Source organism: Pelagibius sp. 7325 (assembly GCF_037652055.1).
In the GTDB taxonomy this organism is placed as follows: Bacteria; Pseudomonadota; Alphaproteobacteria; order Kiloniellales; family Kiloniellaceae; genus Pelagibius.
In genome coordinates this window covers 46,216-60,169 of sequence record NZ_JBBKAH010000009.1, presented here as the reverse complement: position 1 = coordinate 60,169, position 13,954 = coordinate 46,216, and the positions used below count along the sequence as shown (strand labels likewise).

The window sequence follows — 13,954 nt, the reverse complement described above, 5'->3', positions numbered from 1 at the left end:
ATGGTGGCGCAAAGCTGCATCCAAGGGATGCCTTAGCAGCGACTCCGATCGCCCGGCTATGCTTGGCCCGTCTGCCCTTTGTTGGCGCGCAATTTCGTATTCAAGGCTGAGCTAGACGAAACAATTGGGGGGTGACCGTGATGGAAGATGAAAAGGCATACGAGCGCGCACCGAACTGGCTTGCCAAGGCGTGGGCCGGGTTTCTGGAATTTGGAAATGCATATGCAACGGCAATCGCCGTGGCGATCATCGGCTTGTTCGTAACTGGTGCTTTGGGAAGCGCCGAACTGCGCGTCAAGAACTTTGAGCTAGCAGTCAACGTGCTTTCGAACCCAGAGACGCCTCTTCAGGTGAAGGTGTTCGCAGTGGATGTTCTTAAGGCGACGATACCGGATGGTGTGGTCTTGTCCGAAGACATGGAGGAAAGCCTAAAGCGCGGGACACTAATTCTCTCAGCAACCGGAACAGCTTCGATCAAGAGTTCGGTTAGCGGCGGCGGTGCTACGATTCAAAAATGATCAAAGCTGTCGCCAGCCATTGCCGAGTGCTTCCGACCGCCGCGGATGGACACGGATGCGCGGCTGGTGCACTGAAAGAACGCAGCAGAGGTCAAACCATTGCTTGAAGCAGAAGCGCTACCTCGGTCGGGATCGTCGCGAAAGTGATGCCGAGCAGCAGGAAGCCGAGACCGTACAGTTCCAGGTGTATACCGCCAATCACGGCTTCCTCTAATTTCTCGTGATGCCGTTGCTCGGCCTCTTGGAGCTTTGCAGTTGCGTTCTGCAACCCCTCCTCTGCATCGGTGCGTAGCTTCTTAATATCGTCTTTCACCATCGAAAATCGATTCCACAGTGCGTCAATATCTTCTTCGATGTGATCCAGCCGCTTGTTTATGTCGCTGGTTTTCGACGTGGCTCGAGCTTCACCGAAGGATGTGCCGAGGATTGTCGTCTCCATCTCTATGATGGTCCCCTTCGGTTTCTTCGGTCTGAAAAAATTGCGCACAAGCTCTTTTAAAGAAGGTTTACCGAATAGCCTTCGGGATTCCGTAAGGCCAACAACCACCGTCAACAAACCGGCAATTTGAAGGCCCAATCCCACCCATCGAACGCGATTCTCTAAGGCCGGCTGACCTCCGAACAAGAGTGGGGCCACCACTGCGCAGAAGAGCACTAGGAAGCATACCCAGATACACCATCTGGCAATCTGTTCACCTGTCCCCAAACAAATGTCTCCGACTTCCCCTGTTACCCTTAGCGCTACCCCTGGCGTTTTTCTGGCTGCTTAACTTTCGGCTAAGTGCTGGTGAGCCCGGGAGGATTCGAACCTCCGACCCGCTGATTAAAAGTCAGCTGCTCTACCTCTGAGCTACGGGCCCCCAAAACGAGGGAAACGGCGCCCTTCCGGGCGCGGCGGGCGCACCTTAGTGGGCGCTTCCCGCCCGGTCAACCAAATGCGGGCCCGCCTCGCCTCGCCTCGCCTCGCCCCGGCGCGATGCGCCCTAGGCTTCGTCCTTGAAGGTCTGGCGGCGGCGCGAGGAGCCGTCGCCGGTCTTCTGCTCGACGTCGAAGCGGTCGCGCAGCCGCTCCGCCACGCGCGCGCTGACGAAGCTCGAGATGTCGCCGCCCAGCCGGCCGATCTCCTTCACGAAGCGCGAGGAGATGAACTGCTGGCGCTCCGAGGCCATGAGGAACACCGTCTCGATCCGTGAATCGAGACGCGCGTTCATCGCCGCCATCTGGAACTCGTATTCGAAATCGGAAACCGCGCGCAGGCCGCGCACCAGCAGGCTGGCCCCCACCTCGTTGCAGAAGTCGATCAGCAGGTTGTCGAAGGCGCGCACCTGCACCTCGGCGCCGTGGGTGTTCATCTCCGCGACGTCGTCGCGCACCATCTCGACGCGCTCGTCGATCGAGAACAGGGGGCCCTTGCCGGCATTGCGCGCCACGGCGATGACCAGGCGGTCCGCCACCTTGCAGGCCCGCCCGATGATGTCGCGGTGGCCGTTGGTGATGGGATCGAAGGTACCGGGATAGACCCCCACCAGGGGACGGCTCATGATCAGGGCCCTCTTCTTTCCTGCGCCTCTACCTTATGCGTCGTCGCCGGCGCCCTCATCGGCGTCCGCACCGCCGTCGGGTGCGGTGTCGCCCGGGATGCTGTTATCACCCTCATCCGGGCCCTCTTCGGCACCCTCTTCTTCCGGCAGGTGCGCCACCGAGACGATACGCTCGCTCTCGTCGATCCGAAACAGCATCACGCCGCGCGTGGTGCGCCCGGCGATGCGGATGTCCTCGACCGGACTGCGGATCAGCTTGCCGCCGTCGGTGACCAGCATGATCTGGTCGCCCGCGGCCACCGGGAAGGCGGCCACCACGCCGGCCTCGCGCCCGCCGCCGCGCGACAGGTCGAGGTTGCCGATGCCCTGGCCGCCGCGGCCGGTCACGCGGTACTCGTAGGACGAGGTGCGCTTGCCGTAGCCGTCGTCGGCGACCGAGAGGATGAACTGCTCGCCCTCGGCCAGCTCGTCGAGGCGCTGCTGCGAAAGCTCACCGTTCTCCTCGGACCCGCCGTCGCCGCCATTCTCCCTGGCGCCGCCCTCACCATCGCCGTTCTCGCCGCGCCGCCTGGCGATGGCATAGCGCAGGTAAGCATCGCGCTCCTCGGTGCTCTCGGCCTCGCCGGAGCGCAGGATCGACATCGAGATCACCTTATCGGCCTTGGCCAGCCTGATGCCGCGCACGCCGATCGAGGTGCGCCCGGCAAAGACGCGCACGTCGGAGACGCTGAAGCGAATGCACTTGCCGCCGGCCGTCGCCAGCAGGATGTCGTCGGCTTCCGTGCAGGGGCGCACGGCGACCAGTTCGCCGTCGTCCTCCTCCAGCTTCATCGCGATCTTGCCGTTGGCCGCCACGCGCACGAAGTCGGACAGCTTGTTGCGGCGGACGTAGCCGGCGGAGGTGGCGAAGACGACGAACATGCTGTCCCAGGTCGTCTCGTCCTCGGGCATCGGCATGAAGGTGGTGATCCACTCGCCGTCCTGCAGCGGCAGCAGGTTCACCAGGGCCTTGCCGCGCGACTGCGGCGAGCCGATCGGCAGGCGATAGACCTTCAGCTTGTAGACCATGCCGAGCGAGGAGAAGAACAGCACCGGCGTGTGGGTGTTGCAGACGAAGACCTTGCTGACGAAGTCCTCGTCGCGCGTCGCCATGCCGGCACGGCCCTTGCCACCGCGGCGCTGGGCGCGATAGGTCGACAGCGGCACGCGCTTGATGTAGCCGCCGTGGGTGACGGTGACCACCATGTCCTCGCGCTGGATGAGGTCCTCGTCTTCGTGCTCGAAGCCGGCGTCGATGATCTGGGTGCGCCGCGGGGTCGCGAAGCGCTCCTTCATCTCCAGCAGTTCGCCGCGCATCACGTCCATGAGACGGTCGCGCGAGGCCAGGATCTCCAGGTAGCCCTTGATCTCGGCGGCGATCTCTTCCAGTTCCTGGGCGATCTTGTCGCGCTCCAGGCCGGTCAGGCGCTGCAGGCGCAGCTCCAGGATGGCACGCGCCTGCAGTTCCGACAGCTGGTAGGTGCCGTCCGGCCCGACTTCGCGCCCCGGTTCGTCGATGAGGGCGATCAGCGGCGCCACGGTCTCGGCCGGCCAGCGCCGCCCCATCAGGCCCTCGCGGGCGGCGGCCGGATCGGGAGCGGCGCGGATCAGCTCGATCACCGGGTCGATGTTGGCCACCGCGATGGCGAGGCCGACCAACAGGTGAGCACGGTCGCGCGCCTTGCCCAGGCGGAAAGCGGTCCGGCGGGTGACGACCTCCTCACGGAAGTCGATGAAGGCGGAGATGATGACCTTGAGGTCCATCAGCACCGGCTGGCCGGAGGAAAGCGCCAGCATGTTGCAGCCGAAGGAGCCCTGCAGCGGCGAGAAGCGGAACAGCTGGTTCAGCACCACATCCGGCTCGGCTTCGCGGCGCAGTTCGATGACCACGCGCAGGCCCTGGCGGTCGCTCTCATCGCGCAGGTCGGAGATGCCCTCGATGGTCTTGGCGCGCACCAGTTCGGCGATGCGCTCCAGCATGCGCGCCTTGTTCACCTGATAGGGCACCTCGGTGACGACGATGGCCTTGCGGTCCTTGCGGATCTCCTCGATGGAAGTGGCCGCGCGCACGCGCAGCGAGCCGCGCCCGGTGTGGTAGGCGTCGCGGATGCCGGTGCGGCCCAGGATCAGGCCGCCGGTCGGGAAGTCCGGCCCCGGCACGTGCTCCATCAGGCGGTCGATGGAGATCTCAGGGTTGTCGATGTAGGCGATGCAGGCGTCGATCACCTCGCCCAGGTTATGCGGCGGGATGTTGGTCGCCATGCCCACGGCGATGCCGCCGGCGCCATTGACCAGAAGGTTCGGGAAGCGCGCCGGCAGGACCACCGGCTCCTTCGTCGTCTCGTCGTAGTTGTCCTGGAAATTGACCGTGTCTTCGTCGATGTCCTGCAGCAGCGCCTCGCTGGCCGCACGGGTCAGGCGCGCCTCGGTGTAGCGCATGGCCGCCGCCGGGTCGCCGTCCATCGAACCGAAGTTGCCCTGGCCGTCGATCAGCGGCAGGCGCATCGAGAAGTCCTGCGCCAGGCGCACCATGGTGTCGTAGATCGCCGCGTCGCCGTGCGGGTGATACTGACCCATGACGTCACCGACCACGCGGGCGGATTTGCGATACGGCCGGTTCCAGTCGTAGCCGGCCTCCTTCATCGCATAGAGGATGCGCCGGTGGACGGGCTTCAGGCCGTCGCGCACGTCGGGCAGCGCCCTGGCCACGATCACGCTCATGGCGTAATCGAGGTAGGAGCGTTTCATCTCCTCCTCGATAGTGACCGGCGTAATGTCGAAATCGGAAGTCGGCTGCGAAGGATCGGACAAGAGAACTGCCTTGAGAAGACGCCCGGACCCCACGCCCGGACAACGGTTTTTTGCCCCCGGATTTGCCTATCTGGAAGGCCGGAAATTTCACCCAGAAAGCGACCGCACCGGCCGGGGTTTCCCGGCCGTTCCGGCAGCATCCCGGCAGGCCGCCGGGAGAGCCGGAAAAACCGCGGGAATGTCCCGCGATTCGTCGCCTCGACTATAGCAATCCCGCGCCTTCGCCACAACTCCCGCAACGCCGAAGCCGGGCGAAATTGTCTTTTATTATCAGGTGGTTAAAACAAGGTTCCCGGGGCTTCCTGCAAAACCGTGCCGGGCGCCGGAAAACGGCCGCTTCAGGGCCGCGGATCGCGTGCGTTAAGCGGCCCCGCCGAGCCGCTTGCGGCCTTCGCCGCGGGCTTTGCCGGAGGGCGCTTGCGTGGTCTCGGGCAAGCTCTGGGGCGTGACCGCCGGTGGGCTTCCTGGCAGCGTCGAGGCGACCGCGCGGCCGGGCAGTTCGACGCGCGCCGTGGTGCCCTTGCCGAGTTCGCTCTCCAGCGTCAGCCGGCCGCCGTGCAGCTCGACCAGGGCGCGCGAGAGCGGCAAGCCCAGGCCGGTGCCCTGGGTGTCGCGGTTCAGTGCCTCGTGCACCTGGCCAAAGGGCGACATGACCTTCACGATGTTCTCCGGCGCGATGCCGATGCCGGTATCCGACACGCGCACGACGATGCCCGCCGCCCCGTCGCTTTCCGCCTCCAGCAGCACGCGGCCGCCGGCGGGCGTGAACTTCACCGCGTTGGACAGCAGGTTCACCAGGACCTGCTTCAGCTTGCGGGCGTCGCAGCGCAGGCTGGGCAGGCCCTCGGCGACCCGCAATGTCAGGGCGAGGCCCTTGTTCTGCGCGGCGTCCTCGATGAACACGCGGCACCGCTGGACGAGCGAGCCGCAGTCGACCTCCTCCTCCCACAGCTCCAGCTTGCCGGCCTCGATCTTCGAGAGGTCGAGCAGGTCGTTGATGAGGCTCAACAGGTGCTGGCCCGAGACGTGGATGTGGCGCGCGTACTCGTGATACTGCGGGTGGTTCAGCGTGCCCAGCGTCTCCTCCGCCATGACCTCCGAGAAGCCGATGATGGCATTCAGCGGCGTGCGCAGCTCGTGGCTCATGTGGGCCAGGAAGTTGGACTTGGAGCGGTTGGCCGCCTCGGCTTCCTCGGCGGCGCGGCGCAGGCTGCGCTGGGCGGCGATCTGCGAGGTGATGTCGTCGAACACGACGACGGCGCGCAGGCTCGACAGCCGCCGCTCGACCGGAGTCACCGCAAGGCGCACCGGCAGCGGCGCGCCGTCGGCGCCGCGGATCACCGTCTTCTCGACCTGGCGCGCCCGGCCGTCGGTGAGCGTCGCGGCGATCGGCAGCTCTTCGCCGCCGCCCTCCTGCAACGGACGCAGGAAGTCCTCGACGTCGCCGCCGATCATCTCCTCCAGGCCGCGGCCCAGCAGGCGCGCCGCGGCGGGGTTGGCGAAGGTGACGCGGCCGTCGGCGTCGAGGCCGACGATGCCGTCGGCGGCGGCGCCCAGGATGAGCTCGCTGCGCTGGCGCAACTCCATCAAGGCGTTCTCCGCCCGCCGCGTCTCGATCGCGAAGGCGGCCAGGTAGGCCAGCCTCATCTCAGGGCCCTCGGCATCGGGAAGCTGCGCCGGCAGGCCGCCGGCAAAGCCGAGGACGAACCAGCCGAGCGGGCGTCCGCTGGTCGCCTGCAGCGGAACCGCCCAGAGCGCCTCCTCGCCCCTCACGGCACTGACGTGCGCGCCGCGGCCGTGCAGACAGCGGCTGAAGAATTCCGGCAGGTCCTCGACGCGCCGTCCGGCGAACACCGCGCCCGTCTCGCGGCGGCGCGGCGCGATGACGGCCGCCACACGCTCGCCCGCTGGGTCGAGGGTGACGATCATGCAGCGGTCGGCCAGGCGGTGCCGTTCGGCGAAGCGGGCCATGCGCAGCAGCACGCGCTGGAGCACGATGCCCTTGGCCAGAGCCTCCAGCACCAGGCCGCGCTGGCGCTGCAGCTGCTCGGCGCGGCGCTGCGCCAGGATGTTGCGCCCGATCAGCCAGGCGGCGAGCCCGCCGGGAGGCAGCAGCAGGGCGACCAGGGCGATGAAGGCGGCGTTGCCGAGCCGGCGAAAGCGCTCGGCCTCGCCGGTCATGTCGACGTCGACCTTCAGGGCGCCGCGGTTGCCGTCGCCGGCCGCCAGCGGCACATGGGCCTCGCCGATCACCAAATGGGTGCCGGCAAGCTCCTCGTAGATCACCGTGGAGACGGTTTCACCGCCTTCGACAACCCGGCGCAGGGTCTCCGGGTTGAGCGCATTGCGGAAGTTGCCCGACCAGTTGGAGAGCGCCACCATGCCGTCGCGGCGGATCACCTGGTAGTCGCGCACGCCGCCGGCCGCGCCGGCGAATTCGAAGATGCGCTGGTCGTCTTCGCTCACCAGGCCGGCGGCGAGGATCTCGTCGAGGCCGCGCAGCCGCGACTGCAGGAACTCGGCCCAGTGCACGGCAGCACCGGTCGCGGTGGACTTGATCAGATAGCGCTCGACCTCGCGGATCGTCATCAGGCAGGCGGCCAGGGCGCCGACGACGATCAGCACGATGGTGGCAAGCAGGCGCAGGTCCTTGTCGAGATAGCGCAGGCGCCGCCGCAGTCGTCGCAGACTGCCCGGCCGCCGGCGGCTCTCGCCGGACCCGCGCGCGCTGGCCCGTCCCTCGGTCATGCGTTCAGCCGGAAGCCCTGGATCATCTCCGGCGTCACGTAGCCGAGGCTGCCGGACATCAGGTAGTCGAGGTGGATGCGGAACACCCGGCCGGCATCCGGGTCGCGGTTGGCCCAGGAGAACCAACGCGGCACCGCCAGCTTGGTGAAGGCCAGAACGTCGTCGTCACCCAGGCGCGACACCTCGACGCCGGCGCTGTCGAACTCGGCCCAGGCGCGCTGGTCGGCAGCCTCGATGCTGGCATGGTGATGCACCGAGTAGATGCGCACCTCGTCCTCCAGGAACGCCTGCATCTTCGGCGGCAGGGCCTGCCAGGCCGGCATTGCCACGGTGATGTCCATCAGGTCCACCGGCTGATAGATCGACATGAAGCCCGGCGGGCCCATGGAGACGTACTTGGCGACGTTCTGGAAACCGAGCGCGAGGTTCACCGCCGGGCCCACGTAGTCGGCGGCGTCGATCATGTCGTTGGCCAGGGCATCCAGGATTTCCGAACCCGGCAGCATCGTCGTCTTGGCGCCGGCGGCCTGGAACAGTTCGGCGACCATGCCGCCCGGCATGCGGATGCGCAGGCCCTGGAAGTCCTCGATCGAGCGGATCGGCTTCTTCGAGTGGATGATGTTGGCGCCATGGCGCACCGGACCGAGGTAATACATACCCTGGCGGGCGAAGATCTCGCGGGCCAGCTCGATGCCGCCGAGGCTGTAGTAGAACACCTCCCACTCGTGCGGCTGGCGCAGGCCGAGCGGATAGGCCGCCAGGAAGACCGCCGCCGGCACATGGCCGGACCAGTACTGAGTGAAGGAGTTCATGGCATCCAGCTCGCCGCGCCGCAGGGCGTCGAACAGCTGGAACTCGCCGACCTTCTCGTTGGCGCCGTAGGGCTCGAAAGCCAGCTCGCCGGAGGTGCGCTCGACGATGCTGCGGCACCAGGCCTTGAAGGTTTCCAGGCCGACGCCGCCGGGCCACGACGTCTGGATCTTCCAGGTGGTGCCCACCGCGCGCCCGGAAACCACGGCGGGGGCGGCAAGGCCGGCCCCGCCGGACAGGCCGCGAGCCGCGGCAAATCCGGCACCGGCGCCGACGGCCAGCCCGGCCGCCGCCCCGGTCAGGAAAGCACGGCGGTCGCCGTGCGCTTTGGACTGGTTGGTCATCGCATAGACTCCCTCGCGACCGGACGGCACGCGCGCTACGCGCGACACCGCGGCCGGTCATTCGCCTAGCCGTCCAATATGCGCACAAACGATGGGAAAATGCTTAAGACGGCCGCCCGATTCCGCTAGCGGCCGGGGCGCAGGGTCCTGGTAATTTAGGAATATTTACCATTACCGCAAACGGCGAGAAAGGCGCGCCCGCGCAGTGCCAAACGATAGCCTGACGGCAGGCTCTCGGTGAGGCCGAATTCCTTCAGCTTGCGCACCCTGGTCTTCACGGCCGCCTTCTGCATGCCCAGGGAAGCAGCAATATCTGCGGCGGTAATCCCGTCGCGGCCCGCGATCAGTCGCAGGGTCGCCAGGGTCCAGGGCCCGTCACGGCTGGCCGCATCCAAGCGCGCGAGGTGCTTGCTGAGCGCCGCCGCGTCCGCGCGGCTCACCGTCTTGCGCTTGCGCAGGGCTTCCCGCGGGTCCGGCCCGGCCAGGTGGAAGGCGATGCGGTAGAGCGTTCCCGGCCGACCGCGCTCCAGCTCGGCACTCAAGGCCGCGACGCTCGCATAGCCGGCGTTGCGGGCATCGGCGGTGCTGATCTTGTCCGCCGTGACGGCCTCGATCCGGTCGATCGCCAGAACCCCGGCAGCCGTGCGCAGGCTGCCGCCGGCTTTCACGGTCGGCCGTGCCCAGCGCCGGAACGCCAGAGTGATCTCACCCCGGGCAATGCGCTCCAGTACGGCTTGCTTGAAGAGCATTCCAGGCTCCGCGCGCGATGGCGGTCAAACCGCAGGATCGCCGGGGAGCGCCTACGGCCATCTAGAAAGGAATTTCGTCGTCCAGGTCGCCGCCGCCCGAGCCGCCGCCGCCGAAGCCGCCGCCCTGGCCGCCGGAGCCGCCCCCGGAACCACCGGAACCGCCGCCGAAGCCGCCGCCGGGGCCATCGTCGGAATAACCGCCGCCACCACCGCCGTCCTGGCGGCCGTCCAGCATGGTGAGTTCGCCGCGGAAGCGTTGCAGCACCACCTCGGTGGTGTACTTCTCCACGCCGCTCTGGTCGGTCCACTTGCGGGTCTGCAGGGCGCCTTCGATGTAGATCTTGGAGCCCTTGCGCAGGTACTTCTCGGCCACCTCGCAGAGCTTCTCGTTGAAGATGACGACACGGTGCCACTCGGTGCGCTCGCGCCGCTCGCCGGAGTTGCGGTCGCGCCAGGTCTCCGAGGTGGCCAGCGACAGGTTGGCGATCTTCATGCCGTCCTGGGTGCTGCGGATCTCCGGGTCGCGGCCCAGGTTCCCAACCAGGATGACTTTGTTCACACTCCCTGCCATGCCGTCTTTCTCCGTTTTCTGCGCGATTCGAACCTTACGAGGGCGCGGACTCTACCCGCCCGGCCGGGCTCTGTCAGCCCCCCTGGAGGCCCCTGACACGGCCTGTCAGCAATGGCTTATCCACAAAGGGTTGAACGGCGCCGGGGGGCTCGATTTTCCCTCCGCCATTCGCCATATTGACGGTATCGGCGGCTGGCCGCCACCGAAACCCCGATCAACGGTAGTCCCACGATTTCCAAGCCCCCGAGAGGCTGTGCCTATCTGATGCCCAAAGACATGCCTAATGGCCGGGCCCCCTCCCTGGAGGGGCCGGTGATCGCGATCCGCGGCGCGCGCGAGCACAATCTGAAGAACATCGACGTCACCCTGCCGCGCAATCAGCTCGTCGTCATCACCGGCCTGTCCGGCTCCGGCAAGTCGTCGCTCGCCTTCGACACCATCTACGCCGAAGGCCAGCGCCGCTACGTCGAATCCCTCTCGGCCTACGCGCGCCAGTTCCTGGAGCTGATGCAGAAGCCCGACGTGGACTCCATTGAGGGCCTCTCGCCGGCGATCTCCATCGAGCAGAAGACGACCTCGAAGAACCCGCGCTCCACCGTCGGCACGGTGACCGAGATCTACGACTACATGCGCCTGTTGTTCGCGCGGGTCGGCGTGCCCTATTCCCCGGCGACCGGCCTGCCGATCGAGAGCCAGACCGTCAGCCAGATGGTCGACCGCGTCATGGAGATGCCCGAAGGCACCCGCCTCTACCTGCTGGCCCCCATCGTGCGCGGGCGCAAGGGCGAGTACCGGAAAGAGCTGGCCGACCTGCAGAAGCGCGGCTTCCAGCGGGTGAAGATCGACGGCACGCTCACCGAGATCGACGAGGCCCCGGCGCTCGACAAGAAGAAGAAGCACGACATCGAGGTGGTGGTCGACCGCCTCATCGTGCGCCCGGGCATTGAATCGCGCCTGGCCGACAGCTTCGAGACCGCGCTGCAGCTGGCCGACGGCCTGGCCTTCACGCAGGAAGCCAAGGCAGGGGGGGAGATCACCACCTTCTCGGCCAAGTTCGCCTGCCCGGTCTCCGGCTTCACCATCGAGGAGATCGAGCCGCGCCTGTTCTCCTTCAACAACCCCTTCGGCGCCTGCCCGTCCTGCGACGGCCTCGGCATCACGCTCTATTTCGATCCCGAGCTGGTGGTGCCCGACCCCGGCCTGTCGCTCAGCGGCGGCGCCGTGGCGCCGTGGTCGCGCTCGGCGACGCCCTCGCCCTATTACCAGCAGACCCTGGACAGCATCGCCAAGCACTTCAAGGTCTCGACCCGCACGGCCTGGGAGGATCTCAAACCGCAGGTGCGCGAGACCATCCTCTACGGCTCCGGCAAGACCGCCATCACCATGACCTACGAGGACGGGCTAAGGAGCTACAAGACCGCCAAGCCCTTCGAGGGCGTCATCCCCAACATGGAGCGGCGCTGGCGCGAGACCGACAGCGACTGGGTGCGCGACGACCTCGGCAAGTACCAGAGCAACAAGGCCTGCACGGTCTGCAACGGCCACCGCCTGAAGCCGGAAGCCCTGGCGGTGAAGCTGGACAAGCTGCACATCAGCGAAGTGGCGGAGTTCTCCGTCGCCCAGGCGGCGGCGTGGTTCGCCGACCTGAACGGCAAGCTGAAGCCCAAGGACCAGGAGATCGCCGCGCGCATCCTGAAGGAGATCAACGAGCGCCTGCGCTTCCTGGTCGACGTCGGCCTCGACTATCTCACCCTCAGCCGCGGCTCGGCCAGCCTCTCCGGCGGCGAGAGCCAGCGCATCCGCCTCGCCTCGCAGATCGGCTCGGGCCTGACGGGTGTGCTCTACGTGCTGGACGAGCCTTCCATCGGGCTGCACCAGCGCGACAACGAGCGCCTGCTGGAGACGCTCCGCCGCCTGCGCGACCTCGGCAACTCGGTCATCGTGGTGGAACACGACGAGGACGCCATCCGCAGCGCCGACTACCTGGTAGACATGGGCCCCAAGGCCGGCGTGAACGGCGGCCGGGTGATCGCCGAGGGCACGCCCGAGGAGGTCATGCGCCACCCGGAGAGCCTGACCGGCCAGTACCTGACGGGCCTGCGCCAGATCGAAGTGCCGCGCATCCGCCGCGAGGGCCATCCGGGCCAGCAGGTCAGGATCCTCGGCGCCACGGAGAACAACCTGCAGAACGTCGATGCCGCGATTCCGCTCGGCACCTTCACCTGCGTCACCGGCGTCTCGGGCAGCGGCAAGTCGACCCTCATCATCGAGACGCTCTACAAGGCGCTGGCCCGCCGCCTGCACAAGGCACGCGCCAACCCCGGCGCCCACAAGACCATCGAGGGCATCGAGTACCTCGACAAGATCATCGACATCGACCAGTCGCCGATCGGCCGCACGCCGCGCTCCAACCCGGCGACCTACATCGGCGCCTTCACGCCGATCCGCGACTGGTTCGCGGGGCTGCCGGAATCCAACGCGCGCGGCTACAAGCCCGGGCGCTTCTCCTTCAACGTGAAGGGCGGGCGCTGCGAGGCCTGCCAGGGCGACGGCGTCATCAAGATCGAGATGCACTTCCTGCCCGACGTCTACGTCCAGTGCGACGTCTGCAAGGGCAAACGCTACAACCGCGAGACCCTGGAGATCACCTTCAAGGACAAGTCGATCGCCGACATCCTGGACATGACGGTCGACGAGGGCGTCACCTTCTTCAAGGCGGTGCCGTCGATCCGCGTGAAGCTGGAGACCCTGCAGAAGGTCGGTCTCGGCTACATTCACATCGGCCAGCCGGCGACCACGCTGTCCGGCGGCGAGGCGCAGCGCGTGAAGCTGTCCAAGGAACTGTCGCGCCGCGCCACCGGCAAGACGCTCTACATCCTCGACGAGCCGACCACCGGCTTGCACTTCGAGGACGTGAAGAAGCTGCTGGAAGTGCTGCAGGCGCTGGTCGACCAGGGCAACACGGTGCTGGTCATCGAGCATAACCTGGAGGTCATCAAGACCGCCGACTGGATCCTCGACCTCGGTCCCGACGGCGGCAACCGCGGCGGCCGGCTGGTCGCCGCCGGTACGCCGGAAGAGGTCTCGCGCGTCGCCGAAAGCCACACCGGCCAGTACCTCATCCCCTATCTCCGCACGCCTGCCAAGAGCAAGAAGAAGCGGGCATGAGCGCCGCCACCGCACTCATGACCTGCCGCCTGGCGACGGCGGCGGACGCCGACGCGCTCGGCGCCCTCTTCCACGAGAACGCGCGCCACTACTTCGGGGACAAGGCCCCGGCGCTGGAGGCGATGACCGCGCACGTCCGCGACGACGTGCTGGCGCCGCATGCCAACGTGGAGATCCTGCTGGCGGAGCAGGACGGCAGGGCCATCGGCTTTGCCAGCTTCGCGGTGGTGCACCCCGCCCCCGACCTGACCGGCCAGCTGTTCCTGAAGGACCTCTTCGTCACCGAGGGCGCGCGCGGCGGCGGCAGCGGCGAGACCCTGCTGCGGGCGCTGGCGAAGATCGCGCTGGAGCGCCGCTGCAGCCGCCTGGACTGGACCGCGGAGGACTACAACCCCCGCGCCCTTGCCCTCTACGACCGCATCGGCGCCAAGCGCCTGCCGGAGAAGGTCTACTACCGCTTCGACGGCGACGCGCTGAAGGCCTTCGCGGGCGGATCGGATGGACGCCTCGTCCTTCGAGACGGGCCTATCGGCCCTCCTCAGGACGAGGCTTGAGTCTCAATAAGGTCCTCATCCTAAGGAGGCCGCGCGAGCGGCCGTCTCGAAGGACGAGGCTTGAGTCTCAATAAGGTCCTCATCCTGAGGAGGCCGCGCGA

Annotated in this window: 10 protein-coding genes and 1 tRNA gene; 3 read left to right on the top strand and 8 right to left on the bottom strand. The window is 67.2% G+C overall.

The genetic code is table 11. The features are described 5' to 3' along the window. Positions 1-140: 140 nt before the first annotated feature. Positions 141-518: a hypothetical protein gene (locus WDC82_RS18660; RefSeq protein WP_340118897.1), complete on the top strand. Its 378-nt coding sequence runs from the start codon at positions 141-143 to the stop codon at positions 516-518. Positions 519-609: 91 nt separating this feature from the next. Here WDC82_RS18660 and WDC82_RS18655 read toward each other — a convergent pair whose 3' ends face one another. The 8 genes from WDC82_RS18655 to WDC82_RS18620 all read right to left on the bottom strand — a co-directional run bounded on the left by WDC82_RS18655 (position 610) and on the right by WDC82_RS18620 (position 10,131). Continuing rightward, positions 610-957, bottom strand: coding sequence for a hypothetical protein (locus tag WDC82_RS18655; RefSeq protein ID WP_340118896.1), 348 nt, complete (start codon positions 955-957; stop codon positions 610-612). Between the two features lie 346 nt (positions 958-1,303). Continuing rightward, positions 1,304-1,378: transfer RNA gene (locus tag WDC82_RS18650), tRNA-Lys, on the bottom strand. A gap of 123 nt (positions 1,379-1,501) precedes the next feature. After that, positions 1,502-2,059 (bottom strand): pantetheine-phosphate adenylyltransferase, encoded by a 558-nt coding sequence (coaD, locus tag WDC82_RS18645; RefSeq protein WP_340118895.1) that lies wholly within the window; start codon positions 2,057-2,059, stop codon positions 1,502-1,504. A gap of 33 nt (positions 2,060-2,092) precedes the next feature. Next, a complete protein-coding gene (gene gyrA / locus WDC82_RS18640) occupies positions 2,093-4,909 on the bottom strand; it encodes a DNA gyrase subunit A (protein ID WP_340118894.1) in 2,817 nt (938 codons plus the stop codon). A gap of 360 nt (positions 4,910-5,269) precedes the next feature. Then, positions 5,270-7,657 (bottom strand): PAS domain-containing sensor histidine kinase, encoded by a 2,388-nt coding sequence (locus WDC82_RS18635; protein ID WP_340118893.1) that lies wholly within the window; start codon positions 7,655-7,657, stop codon positions 5,270-5,272. After that, the gene (gene dctP / locus WDC82_RS18630; protein WP_340118892.1) at positions 7,654-8,811 is read right to left on the bottom strand and encodes a TRAP transporter substrate-binding protein DctP; all 1,158 of its coding nucleotides are present in this window, start codon (positions 8,809-8,811) and stop codon (positions 7,654-7,656) included. Before dctP ends, WDC82_RS18635 begins: the two co-directional genes overlap by 4 nt. 155 nt (positions 8,812-8,966) lie before the next feature. Continuing rightward, positions 8,967-9,560 (bottom strand): hypothetical protein, encoded by a 594-nt coding sequence (locus tag WDC82_RS18625; protein WP_340118891.1) that lies wholly within the window; start codon positions 9,558-9,560, stop codon positions 8,967-8,969. A 61-nt stretch (positions 9,561-9,621) separates the two neighbouring features. Further along, complete coding sequence (locus WDC82_RS18620; protein ID WP_340118890.1) at positions 9,622-10,131, bottom strand: single-stranded DNA-binding protein; 510 nt, start codon at positions 10,129-10,131, stop codon at positions 9,622-9,624. 276 nt (positions 10,132-10,407) lie between these two features. Between WDC82_RS18620 and uvrA the strand changes: the two genes are divergently transcribed. Then, the gene (uvrA, locus tag WDC82_RS18615) at positions 10,408-13,299 is read left to right on the top strand and encodes an excinuclease ABC subunit UvrA (RefSeq protein WP_370661567.1); all 2,892 of its coding nucleotides are present in this window, start codon (positions 10,408-10,410) and stop codon (positions 13,297-13,299) included. Beyond that, a complete protein-coding gene (locus WDC82_RS18610) occupies positions 13,296-13,853 on the top strand; it encodes a GNAT family N-acetyltransferase (RefSeq protein ID WP_340118888.1) in 558 nt (185 codons plus the stop codon). The genes uvrA and WDC82_RS18610 overlap by 4 nt, the downstream gene beginning before the upstream one ends. Positions 13,854-13,954 lie beyond the last annotated feature (101 nt).

Bases quoted from the DNA above. Each gene is read 5' to 3' on its own strand.
- WDC82_RS18660 (WP_340118897.1), top strand. From the start codon at position 141: ATGGAAGATGAAAAGGCATACGAGCGCGCACCGAACTGGCTTGCCAAG.
- WDC82_RS18655 (WP_340118896.1), bottom strand. From the start codon at position 957: ATGGAGACGACAATCCTCGGCACATCCTTCGGTGAAGCTCGAGCCACG.
- coaD (WP_340118895.1), bottom strand. From the start codon at position 2,059: ATGAGCCGTCCCCTGGTGGGGGTCTATCCCGGTACCTTCGATCCCATC.
- WDC82_RS18635 (WP_340118893.1), bottom strand. From the start codon at position 7,657: ATGACCGAGGGACGGGCCAGCGCGCGCGGGTCCGGCGAGAGCCGCCGG.
- dctP (WP_340118892.1), bottom strand. From the start codon at position 8,811: ATGACCAACCAGTCCAAAGCGCACGGCGACCGCCGTGCTTTCCTGACC.
- WDC82_RS18625 (WP_340118891.1), bottom strand. From the start codon at position 9,560: ATGCTCTTCAAGCAAGCCGTACTGGAGCGCATTGCCCGGGGTGAGATC.
- WDC82_RS18620 (WP_340118890.1), bottom strand. From the start codon at position 10,131: ATGGCAGGGAGTGTGAACAAAGTCATCCTGGTTGGGAACCTGGGCCGC.
- uvrA (WP_370661567.1), top strand. From the start codon at position 10,408: ATGCCTAATGGCCGGGCCCCCTCCCTGGAGGGGCCGGTGATCGCGATC.
- WDC82_RS18610 (WP_340118888.1), top strand. From the start codon at position 13,296: ATGAGCGCCGCCACCGCACTCATGACCTGCCGCCTGGCGACGGCGGCG.